Annotated in this window: 14 protein-coding genes, 2 tRNA genes, 2 rRNA genes and 1 riboswitch (1 of these 19 running past the window's edge); of the genes, 8 read left to right on the plus strand and 10 right to left on the minus strand. The window is 65.1% G+C overall.

What is annotated here, in order from left to right:
* Positions 1-117 precede the first annotated feature (117 nt).
* From GRI40_RS07290 to GRI40_RS07305, 4 genes are all read right to left on the minus strand, one after another.
* Positions 118-1,635 (minus strand): Ppx/GppA phosphatase family protein, encoded by a 1,518-nt coding sequence (locus GRI40_RS07290; protein WP_160610719.1) that lies wholly within the window; start codon positions 1,633-1,635, stop codon positions 118-120.
* Entirely contained in the window at positions 1,632-3,782 is a 2,151-nt protein-coding gene (locus GRI40_RS07295; protein ID WP_160610720.1) for an RNA degradosome polyphosphate kinase, read from the minus strand. The genes GRI40_RS07290 and GRI40_RS07295 overlap by 4 nt, the downstream gene beginning before the upstream one ends.
* 86 nt (positions 3,783-3,868) lie before the next feature.
* Positions 3,869-4,654, minus strand: coding sequence for a hypothetical protein (locus GRI40_RS07300; RefSeq protein WP_160610721.1), 786 nt, complete (start codon positions 4,652-4,654; stop codon positions 3,869-3,871).
* Positions 4,655-5,187: 533 nt separating this feature from the next.
* Positions 5,188-5,264, minus strand: a tRNA-Arg gene (locus GRI40_RS07305).
* Positions 5,265-5,323: 59 nt separating this feature from the next.
* Between GRI40_RS07305 and GRI40_RS07310 the strand changes: the two genes are divergently transcribed.
* Positions 5,324-6,064 (plus strand): queuosine precursor transporter, encoded by a 741-nt coding sequence (locus tag GRI40_RS07310; protein WP_160610722.1) that lies wholly within the window; start codon positions 5,324-5,326, stop codon positions 6,062-6,064.
* A gap of 61 nt (positions 6,065-6,125) precedes the next feature.
* Here the strand turns inward: GRI40_RS07310 and GRI40_RS07315 are convergent, their stop codons facing one another.
* Entirely contained in the window at positions 6,126-8,735 is a 2,610-nt protein-coding gene (locus tag GRI40_RS07315) for a TonB-dependent receptor (protein WP_160610723.1), read from the minus strand.
* 223 nt (positions 8,736-8,958) lie between these two features.
* Positions 8,959-9,160: riboswitch (cobalamin riboswitch) on the plus strand.
* Positions 9,161-9,318: 158 nt separating this feature from the next.
* On the opposite strand from GRI40_RS07315, the gene GRI40_RS07320 reads away from it, so the two are divergent.
* The 4 genes from GRI40_RS07320 to GRI40_RS07335 are packed head-to-tail and all read left to right on the plus strand — an operon-like array spanning position 9,319 to position 13,821.
* The gene (locus GRI40_RS07320; RefSeq protein ID WP_160610724.1) at positions 9,319-11,226 is read left to right on the plus strand and encodes a TonB-dependent receptor plug domain-containing protein; all 1,908 of its coding nucleotides are present in this window, start codon (positions 9,319-9,321) and stop codon (positions 11,224-11,226) included.
* Positions 11,226-12,074, plus strand: coding sequence for an ABC transporter substrate-binding protein (locus tag GRI40_RS07325; RefSeq protein WP_160610725.1), 849 nt, complete (start codon positions 11,226-11,228; stop codon positions 12,072-12,074). Before GRI40_RS07320 ends, GRI40_RS07325 begins: the two co-directional genes overlap by 1 nt.
* Positions 12,071-13,048 carry a FecCD family ABC transporter permease gene (locus GRI40_RS07330; RefSeq protein ID WP_160610726.1) on the plus strand — a complete coding sequence of 326 codons (978 nt, stop codon included), beginning with the start codon at positions 12,071-12,073 and terminating at the stop codon, positions 13,046-13,048. The genes GRI40_RS07325 and GRI40_RS07330 overlap by 4 nt, the downstream gene beginning before the upstream one ends.
* Positions 13,045-13,821 carry an ABC transporter ATP-binding protein gene (locus tag GRI40_RS07335; RefSeq protein ID WP_337190517.1) on the plus strand — a complete coding sequence of 259 codons (777 nt, stop codon included), beginning with the start codon at positions 13,045-13,047 and terminating at the stop codon, positions 13,819-13,821. The genes GRI40_RS07330 and GRI40_RS07335 overlap by 4 nt, the downstream gene beginning before the upstream one ends.
* A gap of 13 nt (positions 13,822-13,834) precedes the next feature.
* On the opposite strand, the gene GRI40_RS07340 is transcribed toward GRI40_RS07335, so the two are convergent.
* Positions 13,835-14,080 (minus strand): glutaredoxin family protein, encoded by a 246-nt coding sequence (locus GRI40_RS07340; RefSeq protein ID WP_160610727.1) that lies wholly within the window; start codon positions 14,078-14,080, stop codon positions 13,835-13,837.
* Positions 14,081-14,151: 71 nt separating this feature from the next.
* Positions 14,152-14,925: a class II aldolase/adducin family protein gene (locus GRI40_RS07345; protein WP_160611482.1), complete on the minus strand. Its 774-nt coding sequence runs from the start codon at positions 14,923-14,925 to the stop codon at positions 14,152-14,154.
* Between the two features lie 129 nt (positions 14,926-15,054).
* On the opposite strand from GRI40_RS07345, the gene GRI40_RS07350 reads away from it, so the two are divergent.
* From GRI40_RS07350 to GRI40_RS07360, 3 genes are read left to right on the plus strand one after another with little or no spacing between them, the layout of a single operon-like run.
* Entirely contained in the window at positions 15,055-15,390 is a 336-nt protein-coding gene (locus tag GRI40_RS07350) for a hypothetical protein (protein WP_160610728.1), read from the plus strand.
* A gap of 29 nt (positions 15,391-15,419) precedes the next feature.
* Positions 15,420-16,376, plus strand: a complete 957-nt coding sequence (trhO, locus tag GRI40_RS07355; protein WP_160610729.1) for an oxygen-dependent tRNA uridine(34) hydroxylase TrhO — start codon at positions 15,420-15,422, stop codon at positions 16,374-16,376.
* Positions 16,366-17,016, plus strand: coding sequence for a glutathione S-transferase (locus tag GRI40_RS07360; RefSeq protein ID WP_160610730.1), 651 nt, complete (start codon positions 16,366-16,368; stop codon positions 17,014-17,016). Before trhO ends, GRI40_RS07360 begins: the two co-directional genes overlap by 11 nt.
* Positions 17,017-17,481: 465 nt before the next feature.
* Here GRI40_RS07360 and GRI40_RS07365 read toward each other — a convergent pair.
* From GRI40_RS07365 to GRI40_RS07375, 3 genes are all read right to left on the minus strand, one after another.
* Positions 17,482-17,558, minus strand: a tRNA-Met gene (locus tag GRI40_RS07365).
* A gap of 100 nt (positions 17,559-17,658) precedes the next feature.
* Positions 17,659-17,773: ribosomal RNA gene (gene rrf / locus GRI40_RS07370) — 5S ribosomal RNA — on the minus strand.
* Between the two features lie 116 nt (positions 17,774-17,889).
* Positions 17,890-19,467 (minus strand): 23S ribosomal RNA (locus tag GRI40_RS07375); it runs 1,215 nt beyond the window's last position.

The following is a 19,467-nucleotide window of genomic DNA, read 5'->3' on the forward strand; positions in this document are numbered from 1 at the left end:
AAATTCTCGAGCCCCTCGGTCGGTGAACTGAGCCGGCCGCTAGGGTTGCAATGTTACGGGATCGCGGACTCTGCATGACAGACGCGTGACAGGCGCTTTCCGCCGGCTTCCACGCGGTCAGGCGCCCAGCGCGCCTTCCGGCGTTTCGCTGACCGCGACGACCGGTTTCAGGCCGATCCATTCGGCCAGCTGCTTCAGGTCGCCCTTGACTTGCTCCGACAACAGTTGCGCGCGCGACGGGTGAAGCCACAGGCGCAGCACGCGATCGCTGCGGATCAGCCGGCTGGTGATCAGCGACACCCGCGAGCCCGATCCCAGGCGCTTGCACAGGCGGAAGGCCATGCCCCAGGTGACCGCTTCGCGCAGCGCCCCGGCGTCAGCGAGCCGCGCCAACTCGGGCCGGTCGATCGGTTGCTTGCCACCAGCGGCGAGCAGCGTGGCGGCGATCCGCGCGCGGCCAGCCGCGTCAAGGCCGACCCAGCGCTTTTCCATCGCCCAGTCGTAAGCCTGCCGCGCCCGCAGGTTGGGCTCGATGTGACCCATCGCCAGCGCCAGCAGGATCGCGGCGAAGCGCAACCGCTCCGCGGCGGGGTCGTTGCCCGGCACCGCGTCGGCGGTCCACGCTGCAATGATCGCGGCCAGCGCCGGCGCGCCGCCGCGCGTCTCGGTGAAATGCGCCACCGCGGCGATCAGCGGGTCCTGCCGGCGTAGTTCGTGGTCGAGCCGCTGGAACAGCAACCCCTCGCGCAGGCCCCAAGAAGAAAATACCAGGCTGTCGCGCTGCAATTCTCCCAGCATCAGCCGCAGCAAGGCCGCCGCATCCGGCAGCGCGCCGGCGCGGGTGGCTGATATGCCCGGCAGCGCGGCCAGCCGCTCAGGGTCCATCCGCTCGACCCGGCCGGCGAGCGCTTCGGCCTCGGCGCGCGTCAGAACGAAACCATGCGGATCGCTTAGCGGGTATTTGCCATCGCGCATCGCCAGCACTGCCAGCGCGCGCCACGTACCGCCGACCATGTACATGGGTCCTGGATCGGCAGCCTCCCAGCCGACCCTACCGATCGCGGCGCTCACCTCCTTGTCGAACGATCGCGCTCCCCTGGCCCGCAAGGCGGGCAGCCGCAGCGTGCCGAACGGCAGGCTGACGCCATCGTGGCAGTCGCCATCGCCGATCGTCACCAGTTCCAAGCTGCCCCCGCCCAGGTCGGCCACGGTTCCGCGGGCACCGGGAAATGCGCCGATCACCCCGAAGGCGGAGGCGCGCGCTTCCTCGTCGCCCGCCAGGAGCCGGGGCGCCAAGCCGAGAGCGCGCACCTGAGCGAGGAACTCCTCGCCGTTGCTTGAATCGCGCACGGCGGCGGTCGCCACCGTCTGCACGTCAGCGATCGCGAAATCCTCGATGATGGTGGCATAGCGGGCGAGCGCGCGGAGCGCGCTGTCCATCGCCTTGTCGGCCATCTTGCCGGTGAGTGCCAGGTCCCGCCCTAGCTTGGCGCTGTCTCGTTCGTTGAACCACACCCGCGGAGCGCGCGTAGGGCCGGCGTAGATCACCAGCCGGACGGTGTTCGACCCGATGTCGATGACCGCGCGATCAGGTCCCGCGCCTTGCTCGAAACTCGCCGGCCGCCCGCGCGTCACACGGCGCCCCGGCGGAGCTTCAGCTTGGGCACGCGGCTATCAGCCAGCGCGCCGCCCCGGCCGGACAGCGAAGGGTTGGTCATGAAGTACTCATGTAAGTTGAAGCCATCGCCGCTTGCTTCCACCCGCTCATACGTGCCGTCGCTGCCGTCGAGCAGCCAGCTTTGCTCGGTATCGATCAGGTTGGCCAGCAACACTTGTTCCAGCACCTGGCTGTGCACGGTCGGGTTAAGGATCGGCACCAGCACCTCTACGCGGCGTTTGAGGTTCCGGCTCATCGCATCGGCGCTTGAAATGAACACTTGAGCATGCTCGCTGGGCAGCGTGTGGCCATTGCCGAACGCCCAGATTCGGCTGTGCTCCAAAAAGCGGCCGATGATCGATTTCACCGCAATGTTATCCGACAGGCCGTCCACCGACGGGCGCAGGCAGCAGATGCCGCGCACGACCAGCACCACCTTCACGCCAGCCTGCCCGGCGGCGTACAGTCGGTCGATGATCCCTCTTTCGGTCAGCGCATTGAGCTTTGCCCAGATCGCCGCCGGGCGCCCGGCGGCCGCATGCTCCGCCTCGCGATCGATCAGGCCGTAGAGCCGATCGCGCAAGGTCAGCGGGGAGATCGCCAGCAGCTCGGTTTCCTGCGGCTCGACATACCCGGTGACGAAGTTGAACACTTTGGCGGCGTCGCGACCGAGTGAAGGATCGGCAGTGAAGAAGCTGAGGTCGGTGTACACCCGCGCGGTCTGCGGATGGTAGTTGCCGGTACCGAAATGGCAGTATGTTCGGTACGCATTGTCTTCCCGCCGGACAACCATCGAGATCTTGGCGTGGGTCTTCCATTCGACGAAGCCGTAGATAACCTGAACGCCCGCTCGCTCCAGTTCGCTCGCCCACTTGAGGTTCTGCTCCTCGTCGAAGCGCGCCTTCAGCTCGACCACGGCGGTGACCGACTTTCCGGCTTCCGCGGCCGAGATCAGCGCGGCGACCACCGGCGACTGGTTCCCAGCGCGGTACAACGTCTGCTTGATCGATACGACGTGCGGATCGGCGGCCGCCTGCAAGAGGAAATCGACCACCACTTCGAAGCTTTCGTAGGGATGGTGGATGACGATGTCCTTTTCTCGGATTGCCGCGAAGCAATCACCGTCGTGCTCCAGGATCCGCTCGGGATATCGCGGCGCATAGGGCGCGAACTTGAGGTCGGGGCGGTCTTCGGCGACCACCTCGAGTAGCCCGTTGATGCCGATCAATCCGGCATTGCGGTTGATCGTTGGCTGGTCGACTGCGAGTTGGTCGATCAGCAGCTGCTCGGCGACAGGGTCGAAGCCCTGGTCGATTTCCAGCAGGACAACCCGCCCGCGACGTCGGCGCTGGATCGCGGAGCGGAAATATCGAACCAGGTCTTCGGCCTCTTCCTCAAGCTCGATATCGCTATCGCGCAACACGCGAAATGTGCCGTGTCCGTCTATCCGAAATCCTGGAAACAGCAGCGATGCATAGCGCGAGATCACCTGCTCGACCGCGATGTAGCTCGGACGCTCTCCTGGCACGCGCACGAGCCGCGGGATGGCGTTCGGGATCAACACCATCTCCACCAAGGTGCTGCCGTCGTCGATCCTGGTCAGCGTGAACAGGGTGCCGATGCCCTGGTTGGCGACGAACGGGAACGGGTGCGCCGGGTCGATCGCCTGCGGGGTGATAACCGGCACGAGATGATCGAGGAAGTACTGCCGCAGCCAGTCCTCGGCGGCCGGGTCGATGGCGTCCGCCATCGCCAGGTGGATGCCGCAGTCCGCCAGCAGCGGAACTAGATCCTGCAGGATCGCCTGCTGGCTCTGTTCCAGTTCGCGCACTTTGGCGTGTATCGCGGTCAGCTGCTGGCTGGGGGTCAAGCCGTCGATCGACAGCTTGGGCACTTGGCCGCGGACTTGCGCCGCCAAGCCCGCCACCCGGATCATCATGAACTCATCGAGATTGCTGCCGGAAATCGACAGGAAGCGGAGTCGCTCGAGCGGCGGATAGGCCGCGTTGCTGGCTTCCGCCAAAACACGTTCGTTGAATGACAGCCAGCTGATTTCGCGGTTGAAGTATCGCGTCCGCGCCTCACCGATGGAGGTGGGCTGGCTACCCGTGCTGTTCAAATTCATGACGCCCCAATGGCCCGGCCGGCTTACCGGAAGACGCGTGCGGGAATCAGATGTCAGTTTCGCGACAACGAGGTGGAAATCGCCGCTCAATGCGTCCCGGCGGGAGGCGCCGGCGGGTCCATCATCTTGGTCGCCTTGCGCCCGATCTGCCCCAGCGACCCTTTCCCCTCCAGCGTCTTTTCACCGAGATAAGCCGCCAGCGATGTGGCAGCGGACAACGCGAGGGTTCGCGCCTCGGGGTGCTCGAGCAAGCCGATTAACTTTCGCAAGTCCTTGCGTGTCCCCTTGGACAACTTGAACCCGAAAATCCGCTTGGGAATTGTCACCTTCTTGTCGGGCTTTGCCATGCTTGCACAAGGCGCCGCCAGCGTCGGCTTCGATGCCGCGTTCGCGCATAGCCCAATGGACGATGGCCTTGCTCGGATAGCGCGTTCCGTCGTGGACCAGCCAGTATCGGTTAGGCAGACGCGAACCTCGAGCGTACTCACGAAGTCTTGCGGCGAGCTGGCGGCATCGCAGGCTGCGATCGCTGCGAGAATGGCTTGGCGGTCGAGGCCGGACAAGCGGCCGCTCGGGCTGGCCTCGGCTTCGCAGAAGCGACGGTAGGTGGTCAGGGCCGATCGATAGGATGCCAGATTGTTGTAGAGATGCCCATCGATGGCGAGCGCTGTAAGGTTTGGCCGCCCCGCCGCTTCATCGGCGGTTGAATAAGCGAAGGTTTCGAGCAGCGACGCCATCCGGTTTTGCCGAAAGTGTTCGTCGAGGTCACCGTGGGCCTGATCGACTCGTCTGGCGTCCGACATCTTGGTGCCGATGCTACTCGGCGCGAGCTCCTGTGTCTCAAGCCACGTCCTGTATTCCTGATCTCTCACCCGCGCTGCTCCAGTATCCTCTGAGGCTTGCCATCGAACGTCATCGCGACAGATTCGGACGCAGGCAAAAGTTCAGTTCGTTGGTCAACGAGCTTGGCAGATCGGAGCTACAACTCATAGAGGCGGTCTTGGTCGGCGGGCGGGGAAAGGTCGCGGAACTAGGTTTCCGCCAGTCACGCTCCCACCGCCCAATATTCGATCAAAATAAACCTGGGGTATATTATGGGGTAAAATACAGGGTCGATTCAAGGTTCAACTCTTAAGTTCAATTGGTTAGCGCCTGAGGTCGAATCCCTCCGTCTCCGCCAGGACTGCTTTCGCAAGCATCCATATAGCGGCCAGCGACACCGTTACAGCCAATTCCGAGGTGTGGACGGCAAAGCCGAGACAGCCGCCGCGTTTGCCAACGGATCTGCGCTGAGCTCGATTGCGCGCGCCGTTGGCGACCGACCGATGCCCCGGCGCTTGCTTCTGGCCAGCTCTCAGGAGTCCTGTACGGAGTATTCGAAATCCGCAGTCCGCCAGCCTGACAATGGCGCGCCCGGCAGGACTCGAACCTGCTGCCTCAAGATTAGAAGTCTCGCGCTCTATCCAGATGAGCTACGGGCGCGCGCCGGGGCTGCGCATAGCGTGCTTTTCCCATCCGACAAATCGGGATAACCGGCACCGATGGCTGAAACGGTAACACGCATCGAAGGCGATGCCGCCGCGCCCCGGCAGTTCCGCTATTACGATCTTGTCATGGCGGCATTCGTCGCCATCCTGCTGCTATCGAACGTGATCGGCGCCGCCAAGCCAAGTTATGTCACCCTGCCCGGCGGCATGGAATGGTCGTTCGGCGCCGGGGTATTGTTCTTCCCCATCAGCTACATCATCGGCGATGTTCTGACCGAAGTGTATGGATATGCCCGCGCGCGCCGGGTGATCTGGACCGGGTTTGCCGCGCTCGCATTCATGGCCTTCATGGCCTGGGTTGTGGTCGCGCTGCCCCCGGCAGACGGGTGGCCCGGCCAGCCGGCTTACGAGTTCGTGTTCGGCAATTCATGGCGCATCGTCGCCGCGTCCATGGTGGCGTTCTGGGCGGGGGAGTTCGCCAACAGCTTCGTACTCGCCCGCATGAAGGTCCGCACCGGGGGCAAGCACTTGTGGGCGCGCACGATCGGATCGACCGTGGTCGGCCAGGGCCTCGACAGCCTGATATTCTATCCTCTGGCGTTCTACGGCATCGCCGGCTGGCCGCCCGAACAGCTGATGCAGGTCGTGCTGTCGCAATGGGCGATCAAGACCGCTTGGGAAGCGGCACTGACGCCGCTCACTTATCTGGTGATCGGCGCGCTCAAGCGGCGCGAAGGGGTGGAGGTGTTCGATACCGGCACCGATTTTTCGCCCTTCGGCCGGCGGGGCGCCTGACGCAAACGAAGGGCCGGACGTCGCCGCCCGGCCCTCCCGCTTCACGCCCGTCCGCAGCTTTTCAGAATTTCGTGCGCACGGTCACGCCGTAGGTGCGCGGTTCTTCCAGGAAAGCGATCCGCGAACGCTGGCCCGCACCGCCGCGCAGCGGGGTGTTCGCGGTGATGCCGCGGGTAATCTCGTTCGACAGGTTCACGCCCCACACCTCGAACGAGAACCGTTCATCCGAGGTGCTGATGCCCAGCCGCGCGTTCACCTTGAAATAATCCTCCTGGTAATCGAACGGCAGCAGCGCAAAGGGCGGCGCGGATTCGCTGGGCGTGGTGCTCGTCCGCCGCTTGCCGGAATAGGCCGCGTTGACGTTCGCCAGCAGCCCCCAGCCCGATGCGTTCGAGGGCCCGTGATACGTGATCCCGGCCACGCCGCTCCACTTCGGCGCGTTGGTCAGTGGCTGCCCGCACAGGGTTCGCACGGTTGCCAGCGCGCCGCCGGTGATCCCTTCATCGCAATCGCCCGGATAACGTGCGTCGACATAAGTAACCGATGCGTTGATGGTCATGTGCGGGTCGAACCGGGCGGCTAACTCCAGTTCCGCCCCGGTCGACTTGGCCGAAGCGACGTTGAACGTCTGGAACTGCACGCCGGTGAATTCCAGCACCTGGAAATCGGTCATGTCCATGTGGAACACGGCCAGGTTGGCGGTCGCTCGGTTGTTGAGCAGCGACGTCTTGATGCCGATTTCATAGGCATCAACCTTTTCGGAATCGAACCGCGGGTCGAGCCCGCCCGCCGCAGCCGCGGGATCGAGGTTGAACCCGCCTGACTTGAAGCCGTGCGCGAAGCTGGCGTAGGCGAGGAAGCCCGCGTTGTTGTTGTAGGCGAGCTGCGCCGTGTAGGTCAGCTCGTTGTCCTTGAACCGAAGGTCGAATTCGCGCGGCAGCGGCAGGAATGTCGACGCCGGAAGGTTGGCCTGGGTCGCGAAGGGGAAACAGCTCAACCCCAGCGCGCCTCCGGCAAGCGCCTGCGCCGTTGCCGCGGGCAGCCCCACGATCCCGGTGAGGTTCGTGATGATATTGCTGAACCCGCCCGCGATCGTTGCGCACGCCGGCGAACTGGCGGAAAGCTGGTCGAAGGCGCCATCCTTCGTCTCGTCGACATAGCGCGCGCCCAGCGTCACGCTGATGTTTTCCGTCACATCGAACACGTTGTGCGTGAACACCGAAAAGCTCTTGGCATCCTGCGTGAAGCGATTGACCGCAAAGCTGCCCGATGAATTCACGCCAACCACGTTCGGCAGCGCGAAGTTGGGCACCGGCCCCACGCCGGGAATCACGGTGACGCCGGTCGCCTGGGCCAGACGGGTCAGGGCGAACAGGGGATTGGGGCCGAACGGCCTGAACCCGTTGCCGAGCGCGTTGAACAGCTGGGTCGAGGCATAGGCCTGGTAATCCGGCCCCAGCGTCATCGACTGGATCTCGTCGATCTTCTCGTCGGAGTAATAGGCCCCGATCAGCCAGTCGAACCGGTCGTTGAATGCCGCGCCCTGCAGGCGCAGTTCGTGCGTCATCACCTTGTTGGTGCCGCCACTGTAAGGCGCATCGGGCGAAAAGCTGCTCGGCCCCACCTGGTACACGTCGAGACCCACGAAGTCGTCCTGCCCGGACTGCGCTTTGAACCGGCGGTAGGAACCGATGTAGGTGAGGTCCGCCGCGCCCAGTCCCAATTTCACCTCGCCCGAAACGCCCCATTGCTTCGTCGCGTTGTAGAACCCGTCGTCGCTGGAGATGCGGTCCTGCACCGAGCCGGGACCGAAATCGATGACGCCGCCATTCGGGGGCAGGCCGTAGGCGGCAAAGGCTCCGGCGTTGCGCAGCTCGGTTTCGCGAATGATCACCGCCGAACAGCAGTTTTCGTCCGATTCCGCGTAGTCGCCAATCAGCCGCACGCTGAGATCGGCGGTGGGTTCCCACAATGCCTGGCCGCGCAGAATGAACCGGTCGCGGTTGCCGCTTTCCGCCCCGCTGATCGAGCTGTTGATGATGCCGTCGCGCTTGCGATAGGCGCCCGACAGGCGAAGTCCGAGCTGCCCCTCGATAACCGGCGCACTGACACCCGCCTGCGCGCCGATGTAGTCGAGGTTGCCGTAACTGGCGTTGGCGAAGCCTTCGAATTCGTTGAGGTTGGGCCGCCGGGTCGTGATGTTGAGCGCGCCCGCCGATGTGTTGCGGCCGAACAGCGTGCCTTGCGGGCCGCGCAGGATCTCCAGCCGCTCCAGATCGAGCAGATCGCCCAGCGCGATGCCGGGGCGCGACTGATACACGCCGTCGATGAACACGCCGACCGAGCTTTCGAGGCCGGTGTTATTGCCCGTGGTGCCGACGCCGCGGATGCGGATGGAGGTTCCTTGCGTTTCAGTCTGGGAGGACTGGATGTTGAAACTGGGGGAGATCGATGACAGCGTCCTGATATCCATCACCCCCTGCCGCTCGAGTTCGGCGGGCTGGACAGCGGTGACCGCGATCGGAATATCCTGGACGTCTGCGGCACGCAGCGTGGCGGTGACGATGATCACGTCCCGTTCGTTGGCCTGGCCGGCAGTCGTGTCTTGAGCGTGAGCACAAGCTGGCACGATTGCGCACGCGCTCGCGAACAGGGCAGCCTTCCCCCTCATCAATCCTCTCCTCGATGAGCCGTCTAGAGCGCGGCTTCAATCCCGCTGAAGCTAATCCTATTTCTCGTCCGCTGGCAATAACGCCATACTTGCAGCGCGGATCGCCGATTTACGCAACAAAAATGCGCGAAGGAGATTTGTCCGCGGACTGCAACCGGCGCGCTCGCGCGGCCGCGGGGAATGCTCACTCCTCCCATCCCCATTGACATGGCAAATGGCCGCGGACATTGGGCGGGCAGACGGTGCCGGGGCGTTCGCGCTTCGGCTAAGAGGGAAGCCGGTCAGATGCCGGCGCTGTGCCCGCAACTGTAGGCCGGGAGCCCCGAACCACTCAATGTCACTGGCCAGGCAGCAGCCTTGCCGGGAAGACGGTTCGACGGCAGTGATCGGCAAGCCAGGAAACCTGCCGTCGCGTCGTTCGTCCGGGGCCGGGATCAGCCTATCGGGACAGGAAACGCGCGTTTCCGTCAGTAACGACAGCGTGCCGGTTTCCGGGGCAGCGGTGAACACCGCGGCCGGCCATTCTGTCGTCTGACCGCGCGGGCACCGGGCCCCTGTGCGGGATACCTGACTGGACGCCCTGATGCCCGCATTCCGTTACCTGCTCGCCGCCGCTCCGCTGCTTTCGTTCCCCTCGCTCGCCGTTGCCGAGACCGGACCGGTGGACGCCGGCACCATCATCGTGACAGCCACCCGAACGGAGCGCCCCGTGGAGAGCGTGGGCCAGTCGGTCACGATCGTCGACGAGGAAGAGATCGCCGCGCGCCAGGCAGTCTCTGCGATCGACATCCTGCGCACCGTGCCGGGGGTTCGCTTCAATCGCAACGGAGGGCTCGGCGCCGCGGCCGGACTGTCTATCCGCGGTGCCGAGAGCGACCATACCGTAGTCTTGATCGACGGGGTGAAGCTCAACGATCCCGCGGCGCCCGGCGCCGGGTTCGACTTTGGCCCCCTTCTGATGGGCAACATTGCCCGGGTGGAAGTCGTGCGGGGCGCGCAGTCGGTTCTTTACGGCAGCCAAGCGATCGGCGGCGTCGTCAACCTGATCACCCGCACGGCGACCGATCCATTCGCACTGGATGCACGCGCCGAGTACGGCAGCCGCGACACTGCGCACCTGGTGGGCAACGTGAGCGGTCGCGCCGGGGCGGCGAGCGGCAGCCTGGGCATCACATATCTTCGCACGGACGGCATATCGGCGTTCTCGAGCGAACGGGGCGGTGCGGAACGCGACGGGTTCGAAAGCATCGGGGGCAACGGGCGCTTGACGGTGGACGTCAGCGATACGGTCTCGCTGGATCTGCGCGGGTTCTACGCCGATGCGTCGATCGACCTCGACGGGTTTCCCCCGCCCCTCTACGCGTTTTCGGACACGGCCGACCGCTCGTTTCGAAAGGACCTCGTGGGATACGCAGGCGTCAATGCCGCGCTGCTCCAGGGGCGCTTCCGCAATCGCCTCGGCATTGCCTACACACGCGTCGACCGTCGCAACGTGGATCGATCGCTGGACACGGCCGTGGAAACGTTCGCATCGGAAGGGACCAACCGTCGCTTCGAATACCAGGGAGTGCTGGACCTGTCCCGCGCCACCCAGCTCGTCATGGGTGCGGAGCACGAGGAATCCCGCTACGCCAGTTCGAATTACGGCGGCCCGGACGACCGCGAGAGCGTGACCGTCCAGTCGCTTTACGGCCAACTCAGCCTGGCACCATTGCCGGGCCTGTCGCTGATCGGCGGCGTTCGACATGACGATCACCGGACCTTCGGCGGCGAGACCACCGTGGCCGGAAACGCCGCCTGGTCACCCAACGGCGGGGCGACGGTAATCCGGGCAAGCTATGGCGAAGGGTTCAAGGCGCCGTCGCTGTTCCAGTTGTTCAGCGATTACGGCAACACGGCGCTGCAGCCCGAACGTGCGCGCACCCGCGATGTGGGCATCACGCACGCGTTTCTGGATCGGCGGGCGCAAGTCGGCGTGACCTGGTTCAACCGCACCGCGACCAATCTCATCGCCTATGTCTCGTGCTTTGGCAGCACCGATGCGCTCTGCGCGGAGCGCCCGTTCGGCACGTACGACAACATCGCCCGCGCCAAGGCCGACGGCTGGGAATTCACTCTCGGCCTGGAGCCGGTGGACGGGTTCGACCTTGCACTCCAATATTCGGTGGTCGACGCCTTCGACCGTGTATCGGGCCGGCGCCTTGCACGCCGCGCGCGGGAGAGCGCCAGCCTGGTGGCCGACTGGCGCGCACCCAGCGGCCTGTCCCTGGGTATGACCGTCCTGATGACGGGCGACAGCTTCGAAGATGCGGCCAACACCGCGCCGCTCGACGGATACGTGGAGACGGACCTGCGCGCCGGCTTCGCGCTGACCCCCCAGATCGAGGTGTTCGGCCGGATCGATAACCTGTTCGACGCCCGGTACGAGACCGCCCTGCTCTACGGCCAGCCGGGTCGATCGGTCACCGCCGGGTTGCGGTACAGCATGTGATGGCGCGCGGGGGCAGTCTGGCAGCACTGGCCGCAGTCCTTGGGCTGGCCGGTTGCGTCCCGGCGGCCGCCCCCACGCGCGCGGCGCCGCTGCGGATCGTCAGCCTGGATTACTGCGCGGACCAGTTCGTGCTCCGTTTCGCGCCGCGCGCCCATATCGCGGGGCTGTCGCCCGACGCGGGCAAGCCATTTTCCTATATGCGGGCGGCGGCGCAGGGGGTCCCGACGATCCGCCCCCGCACGGACGACGTGCTTGCGCTGCGACCCGACGTGGTCGTGCGTTCCTACGGAGGCGGGCCCGGAATAGAGCGCGCGCTCGGGCAGGCCAGAGTGCGGGTGATCCAGCTGGGGTTTCCCGAAACCCTCGCCGATGTGCGGAGCGAGGTGGTCCGCGTCGGCGCGGCGCTCGGCGACCCGAAGGAAGCGGAGGTCGTGGCGAAGGCGATGGACCGCCGCCTCGCCTCCATTCCGCAACCATCGGGCGGGCGGCCGCGCGCGCTCTACATGACAGCGGGCGGGGTCACCGCCGGTCCCGGCACGCTCGTGCACGAACTGTTCGAAGCGGCGGGACTCGACAATTTCCAGGATCGGCCCGGATGGAACCCGATCCCGCTGGAACGCCTGGCCTACTCACGGCCCGATCTGATCGCGGCGGCCTCGTTCGCCGGCGCCGGTGGCAACATCGACAGCTGGAGCGCCGCCCGCCATCCCTTGGCGCTGGCCCCCCTGCGCGCAGGGCCGCAGGTCGGAATCGAAGGCGCGTGGACTTCGTGCGGCGGCTGGTTCCTGGTCGATGCGGTGGAAGCCCTCGCCCGTCACCGGGCCGCCATGGAGAGCACGGGCCGATGACGCGGATTTCCGTCATTCTGTCCGCGGTGCTGCTGCTCGCGATCGCAGGCTCCGTGGCTATTGGATCGGTGCCGCTACCCCTCGAACGCATGATGGCTGCGCTGGTGTTCTCGGGCCCTGTCGGGGACCAGCTTGTGGTGTGGCAGATCCGGCTGCCGCGCGCCCTGGCCGCCGCAGTCGTCGGCGGATCGCTCGGCATGTGCGGGGCGGCACTGCAGGGCCTGTTGCGCAATCCCCTGGCTGAGCCGGGAATCCTCGGCGTCTCGGCATCCTCTGCCCTGGCCGCGAGCGGCGTACTGGCGTTCGGCATCACGGCGGCGGGACCGCTGACCCTGCCCATCGCGGCCATCGCCGGTGCGCTGGCGGCGACATTCATCCTCACGATCCTGACCCGGCAGAACGGTTCGGCATTGACCCTGATCCTGGTCGGAGTGGGCATTTCGAGCTTCGCGGGGGCGCTGATGGCACTGGTCATGAACCTGGCGCCCAACCCGTTCACGCTTGCCGACATGGTCAACTGGATGCTGGGGTCGGTTGCGAACCGCAGCCTGACCGACCTTGCCTTCGCCGCGCCTTTCATCGCCGCCGGATGCGCTATGCTGTTGGCCGGCGGGCGTGGCCTTTCGGCGCTTGCCCTGGGGGAAGAGGCGGCGGCGGGCATGGGTCTCGACCTTGCGCGGCAACGCCTCGTGATAACGCTCGGCGCCGGGCTGGCGACTGGGGGCGCGGTGGCACTGGCGGGGAGCATCGGCTTCGTCGGGATCGTGGCGCCGCATCTTGTCCGCCCCCACGTACGCCACGATCCTGCGCGGGTGATGATCCCGGCCGCCCTCCTCGGCGCGCTGATGCTGGTGGCGGCCGACGTCGCGGTCCGCCTGATCCCGACCGATGCGGAGCTCAAACTGGGCGTGGTCGCCGCGCTGATTGGCGCGCCGGTCTTCGTGTGGATCGCATCGCGGCGGAGGTTGGCGTGACAGTGCTGGCGATGACCGATGTGGACTATTCCCGCCGCGGCACTCCGCTGGTGAAGGACGCCTGTCTGACGCTGCGACCGGGCGAGCTGACGGTGCTCGTGGGCCCGAATGGCGCCGGCAAGTCCACGCTGCTGCGCCTCGCGCTCGGCCTGCTAGCTCCCGACCGGGGAACCGTGACGATGCATGGCAGGCCGGTGGGGACGCTGCGCCCTGCCGAGCGCGCCCGACTGGTCGCCTACCTGCCGCAGACCCGCGACCTTGCATGGGCCCAGCCGGTGCGCGACGTGGTGGCGTTGGGTCGCTTCGCTTATGGCGCGGCGCCGGGCCTGCTGAGCCAGGCCGACGCTGCTGCGCTGGCGGAGGCCCTGGCGCAATGCGATCTCGATCATCTGGCGGATCGCCCAACCGATACCCTGTCGGGCGGCGAGCTGGGCCGGGTCCACCTTGCACGCGCCCTGGCTGCCCGGACGCCTCTCATCCTCGCGGACGAGCCTGTGACCGCGCTCGATCCGCGTTACCAGCATGCGGCCATGCGGATATTCCGGGCGGCAGCAGACGCCGGGCGCGGCGTGCTGGCGGTGGTGCACGACCTGTCGCTCGCCGCGCGTTATGCGAATCGTATCGTGTGGATGAAAGGCGGCGCGATCGTCGCGGACGGAGCCCCCGCGGAAACCGTCGACGCCGGACGCCTGCGCGCGGTCTTCGGGATCGAGGCGGAGGTCACCGCGTCCCGCGGTGGATGGCCGCTGGTGGAAGTGCTCGGGCCGGTGTGAGCCGGCGAGCGGCTCAGCTCTTCAGGAAAGCCGCCAGTTCCTCGCTCCCGCCGACCGCCTCGTCGTCGATGAGCACCAGCGGCGTTGTCGCGACGCCATGCTCGCTCTTGAACGCTTCCACTTCCTCGCGGCTGGAGAGGATGCGGTCGTCGACCGTGTAGCCGGCATCTTCCAGCATTTCCCGGGCGCGCACGCCGAAAGGGCACGTGTGATCCGGCAGGATCATGCGATAGAGGATGGCGGTCTTTTCGTCGGGCATGGATCTGCGCTCCGGCCAAGGGTTCTCTTCCCAAGCGCCGGAGCAGCCAGCCAGTTCCACGAGCGAGCCGCTCAGTCGCGGAATGAAGGATCGATCCGGTCGAGCTTCCGCAGGAGAGCAGGCCACGCGAGCATTTGCGCCAGCGCGCCCATGCCCCTCGGGTTGCTCTGCTCCTTGACTTTCTCCGGCGTTCCCTGCGGCGGGGTGTTGAGGTTCTCGCGCCCGGCCGCCAGCATGTGGACCTGCGCCTCGCACGCGCGTTCGAGGAAATAGAGGCGCAGGAAGCACGCCGCCACATTCTCCCCCACCGTCAGCGTGCCATGGTTGCGCAGGATCATCGCGTTGCGCGTGCCGAGATCGGCGACGAGCCGCTCGCGCTCCTCGAGATCTGTCGCGATGCCTTCGTAGTCGTGATAGGCCACGTCGTGCGCGGCGATCATCGCGGTCTGGGTGTGCGGCAACAGGCCCCACTCCATTGCCGAGACCGCCTGCCCGTGCGGCGTGTGGAGATGCATCACCGCCTGCGCGTCCTCCCGCGCCATATGGATCGCGGAATGGATCGTGAACCCCGCCGGATTGACCGGGTGCGTCGCCGGACCCACCGGCGCGCCATCGACGTCGATCTTGACCAGCGAGGATGCCGTGATCTCTTCGAACATCATGTCGTAGGGGTTGATCAGGAAATGGTGCTCCGGCCCCGGCACGCGGGCGGAAAGGTGCGTGAAGATGAGGTCATCCCAGCCGTAGAGCGCCACCAGGCGATACGCCGCCGCCAGGTCCACCCGCGCGGCCCATTCGGCTGGGGCCATGTCGTCATTGGAATGGGTCTTGCCGGCCGTCGCCATGATTGTCTCCTCGCGATATTCTTCGCGCCCAAGATAGCGCAGCGATGCGGCGTTGTCGCGGGGAGTGGCCAAGCACGGCGTTCCCGCCTAGGTGAAGCGCGCAAGGCAAAGGGTTCGAGACCAAGGCAGATGGCCCGCAAACATCCCAAACACGGACCGCGAGAGGACTTCGGCGCCGAAGAGGACGCGCCGCCTCCGCCAGAGTGCTGGCTGTGTGAGCGGCCGGGCGGGCGGACGATCGTCTGGCATCATCCTGTTCCGAAGAGCCGCGGCGGGCGCGATGTCGTGCCGATGCATCCTATCTGCCAGCAGACCCTGACGGCCACCTTCACGAATGCCGAGCTCCAGCGCTACGGCCTCGACGTGGAAGGATTGCGGGCCCACCCCACCGTGCGCAAGTTCATCGATTGGGTCGCGAAGAAGGACCCCGATTTCAACGCCGCGACGGCGAAGAAGCAGCGCTGATATCCGTGCGCGCCGACGCCTCCCGCCAAATGACCGATTCCCGTCCCGGCCCTCACCCCGTTTGCGTCGCGGCGCTGTACCATTTCACGCCGATGGAAGACTGCGCCCGGCTTCAGGCCGGATTGCGCCGCGCTTGCCGTGACAATGGCGTGCGCGGCACGCTGTTGCTGGCGCCAGAGGGCATCAACGGCACGATCGCCGGCCCCGATCAAGGCATCGCGAACGTCCTCGATCATATCCGCGCCCTGCCCGGTTGCGGCGGCCTCGACGTCAAGTATTCGCGCGCGGAAGCGATGCCGTTCCACCGCATGAAGGTGCGCATCAAGGCCGAGATCGTGACCATGGGACAGCCCGGGATCGATCCGGCGGCGAATGCGGGCACATACGTGTCGCCGCTCGAGTGGAACGCGCTGATCGACGATCCGGATACGATCGTGATCGACACCCGCAACGCCTACGAAGTGGCCATCGGTTCCTTCGCGGGCGCGGTCGATCCCGGGACGGAGACCTTCCGCGACTTTCCCGCCTGGTACGCCCGGGAACGCGAGGCTCTGCTCGGCGGCGGCATCCCGCGGAAGGTCGCCATGTTCTGCACGGGCGGCATCCGCTGCGAGAAGGCTTCGGCATGGCTGAAAACGCAAGGCCTCGATGACGTGTACCACCTCAAGGGCGGCGTCCTCGCATATCTCGAACAGGTTTCGCCGGCCGACAGCCGATGGAAAGGCGAATGCTTCGTGTTCGATCAGCGTGTGTCTGTGGGCCACGGGCTCACGCCGGGGACGCACGCGCTTTGCTTCGCCTGCCGCCGGCCGGTCGCGCCCGCGGACAGGGCATCGCCGCTTTACGAAGAAGGGGCGAGCTGCCCGGCTTGTCACGGCGAGCGAGACGAGGGCCAGCGCGCATCCTACCGCGAGCGGCACCGGCAAGAACGTCTCGCGGCCGCGCGCGGCGGCGCCCATGTCGGGGCGGTCCAGGATGAGGGATGAGGCGCGCGCGCCTGTCCTCTACAGCTTTCGCCGCTGCCCTTATGCCATGCGCGCGCGGCTGGCCCTCGTCATCAGCGGAATACGCTGCGAGCTGCGCGAGGTGTCATTGAAAGACAAGCCGGAATCCATGCTGGCCGCGTCGCCCAAGGGTACGGTGCCGGTGCTGATCGCCCCAGACGGGGCGGTGATCGAGGAAAGCCTCGACATCATGCACTGGGCGCTCGGCCGCCACGATCCCGAAGGATGGCTGGAACGCGACGATCCGGATCTGGTCGCGCGCAACGACACCGCGTTCAAGTTCGATCTCGACAGGTACAAGTACGCCAGCCGCCATGGGACAGACCCGCAGGTCCACCGGGCCAGCGGGCTCATGTTTCTGCGTGACCTCGAAGCACGGTTGTCCAGGACAAACTGGCTGTGCGGGGCCGCACGGGGCTTCGCCGATGCCGCCATCCTGCCGTTCGTCCGTCAGTTTGCGGCCGTCGAACCCGATTGGTTCAAGACGCAGGCCATGCCCCGTCTGTCATCGTGGCTGGCCGGTTTCCTTGCATCACCGCTCTACGCAGCGGTCATGACGAGGATCAGGCCGTGGCAACCGGGGGATGCGATCCTGGTCTTGGGCGCAGAGGAGGAGCGCTGACTACGAGGTTTGGGAACGCTTCGCCGTGGTGGTAGCCGAGCGGCGGCTCATTGGATTGGAAGGTGCGGACAGGCGCACCCTCGACACCCCCCTCAACGCCATCGTCATTCGAATTTCGGTCGAAGGGCTTAGCACCCGCGCTGTGGCGATCGCCGCCGAGCGGGGAGCTGCGCGCGTATATGAACGTGCCGAGGATATCGCTGATAGAGCGGTGCTCCAGGCGTGAGCACAGTCGCGGCGAGCGCCCAACCTGCCGGAGATGGTCAACGGTGAGACCATCTCCGCCGCGAAGGGCACCGGTTGTTCGCCGTGCTCATTAGCCACATCGACATGACCCCACGAACCGACGGCAAGCGCGTAACGGACCTGACGCTCCATCGCGATCTCGGCGATGTTCCGAACCTGGAGACCCAGAACGTACAAAGCCCGCCGCTCCGGAGAGCGGCGGGCTTTGTACGCTGGCGTTGGTTGCGGGGGTTGGATTTGAACCAACGACCTTCAGGTTATGAGCCTGACGAGCTACCGGACTGCTCCACCCCGCGGCACCGTGGAATGGCGTCGGCAAAGACGCCAAAAGGGCCAACCTTGCGGGTCGGCCCTTTGACTTGTGAATGGGTTATACCTGCACCCGCCGGCTTCAATGCCTGGCAACGACCTACTCTTCCAACGCTTGAGCGTTAGTACCATCGGCGCTGTCAGGTTTCACGGCCGAGTTCGAGATGGGATCGGGTGGGTCACTGACGCTATGGTCACCAAGCAATGAAGCTGGCGGATGCGGGATTTAATCGATGCACTTGCATGTGTTTAGATGAGCGTCTGGCTGGACGATCTTCCTTCAACAACAGGCAGGCCTGTCATTGATGGTGCAGATTCATCAAGCGCGAACAGAACTATTAGGACCGGTTAGCTACATGCATTACTGCACTTCCACACCCGGCCTATCAACGTCGTGGTCTACGACGGTTCGATGATTGCTTATCTTGAGGGAGGCTTCCCGCTTAGATGCTTTCAGCGGTTATCCCGTCCATACATAGCTACCCTGCTGCGCTTCTGGCGAAACGACAGGTACACCAGAGGTATGTTCACCCCGGTCCTCTCGTACTAGGGGCAACTCCTCTCAACAATCGACGCCCACGGCAGATAGGGACCAAACTGTCTCGCGACGTTCTGAACCCAGCTCACGTACCACTTTAATTGGCGAACAGCCAAACCCTTGGGACCTGCTCCAGCCCCAGGATGTGATGAGCCGACATCGAGGTGCCAAACGATTCCGTCGATATGAGCTCTTGGGAATCATCAGCCTGTTATCCCCGGCGTACCTTTTATCCGTTGAGCGATGGCCCTTCCACGAGGGACCACCGGATCACTATGACCGACTTTCGTCTCTGCTCGACTCGTCAGTCTCGCAGTCAGGCAGGCTTATGCCATTGCACTCTAGCAGACGGTTTCCAACCGTCCTGAGCCTACCATCGCGCGCCTCCGTTACTCTTTAGGAGGCGACCGCCCCAGTCAAACTACCCGCCACAGAGGGTCCCAACACCGGCTAACGGTGCGTGGTTAGACATCAGAAAACAACAGGGTGGTATTTCACCTATGGCTCCACGACAGCTGGCGCCGTCGCTTCAAAGCCTCCCACCTATGCTACACAGTTCTTTCCTAATGCCACTCTGAAGCTGCAGTAAAGGTGCACGGGGTCTTTCCGTCTAACCGCGGGTACTCCGCATCTTCACGGAGAATTCAATTTCGCTGAGCATATCCTGGAGACAGTGGGGAAGTCGTTACGCCATTCGTGCAGGTCGGAACTTACCCGACAAGGAATTTCGCTACCTTAGGACCGTTATAGTTACGGCCGCCGTTTACTCGGGCTTCAATTCGGAGCTTGCACTCCTCCTCTTAACCTTCGAGCACCGGGCAGGCGTCACACCCTATACGTCGTCTTGAAGCCGACTTAGCAGAGTGCTGTGTTTTTGCTAAACAGTCGCTACCCCCTGGCCTGTGCCCCCTCCAACTGCTTGCGCAGAAAGAGGGCCTCCTTCTTCCGAAGGTACGGAGGCAATTTGCCGAGTTCCTTCAGGATACTTCTCTCAAGCGCCTTGGTATACTCTACCTGACCACCTGTGTCGGTTTCGGGTACGGTCTATATGGAGAGGCTATTTCCTGGAACCACTTGGCTGCCCGACCAATCCAATAAGGTCGAACAACTTCCGCGATCCGTCACACATCTCCAGGCCCACGAATATTAACGTGGTTCCCATCGACTACCCCCTTCGGGCTCGTCTTAGGGGCCGGCTCACCCTGCGCCGATTAGCGTTGCGCAGGAACCCTTGGTCTTTCGGCGAAAGGGCATCTCACCCTTTTTGTCGCTACTCATGTCAGCATTCTCGCTTCCGATACGTCCACGGTCGGTTACCCTCCCGCTTCACTCGCTTACGGAACGCTCCGCTACCGCTC

The sequence above is a fragment of the Tsuneonella aeria genome (assembly GCF_009827495.1).
GTDB lineage: Bacteria > Pseudomonadota > Alphaproteobacteria > Sphingomonadales > Sphingomonadaceae > Tsuneonella > Tsuneonella aeria.

What these genes read in the sequence shown, in the direction of transcription:
- GRI40_RS07320 (WP_160610724.1), top strand. Translation starts at nt 9,319, where the DNA reads ATGCCCGCATTCCGTTACCTGCTCGCCGCCGCTCCGCTGCTTTCGTTC.
- GRI40_RS07295 (WP_160610720.1), bottom strand. Translation starts at nt 3,782, where the DNA reads ATGAATTTGAACAGCACGGGTAGCCAGCCCACCTCCATCGGTGAGGCG.
- GRI40_RS07330 (WP_160610726.1), top strand. Translation starts at nt 12,071, where the DNA reads ATGACGCGGATTTCCGTCATTCTGTCCGCGGTGCTGCTGCTCGCGATC.
- GRI40_RS07360 (WP_160610730.1), top strand. Translation starts at nt 16,366, where the DNA reads ATGAGGGATGAGGCGCGCGCGCCTGTCCTCTACAGCTTTCGCCGCTGC.
- GRI40_RS07345 (WP_160611482.1), bottom strand. Translation starts at nt 14,925, where the DNA reads ATGGCGACGGCCGGCAAGACCCATTCCAATGACGACATGGCCCCAGCC.
- GRI40_RS07325 (WP_160610725.1), top strand. Translation starts at nt 11,226, where the DNA reads ATGGCGCGCGGGGGCAGTCTGGCAGCACTGGCCGCAGTCCTTGGGCTG.
- GRI40_RS07350 (WP_160610728.1), top strand. Translation starts at nt 15,055, where the DNA reads ATGGCCCGCAAACATCCCAAACACGGACCGCGAGAGGACTTCGGCGCC.
- GRI40_RS07315 (WP_160610723.1), bottom strand. Translation starts at nt 8,735, where the DNA reads ATGAGGGGGAAGGCTGCCCTGTTCGCGAGCGCGTGCGCAATCGTGCCA.
- GRI40_RS07340 (WP_160610727.1), bottom strand. Translation starts at nt 14,080, where the DNA reads ATGCCCGACGAAAAGACCGCCATCCTCTATCGCATGATCCTGCCGGAT.
- trhO (WP_160610729.1), top strand. Translation starts at nt 15,420, where the DNA reads ATGACCGATTCCCGTCCCGGCCCTCACCCCGTTTGCGTCGCGGCGCTG.
- GRI40_RS07310 (WP_160610722.1), top strand. Translation starts at nt 5,324, where the DNA reads ATGGCTGAAACGGTAACACGCATCGAAGGCGATGCCGCCGCGCCCCGG.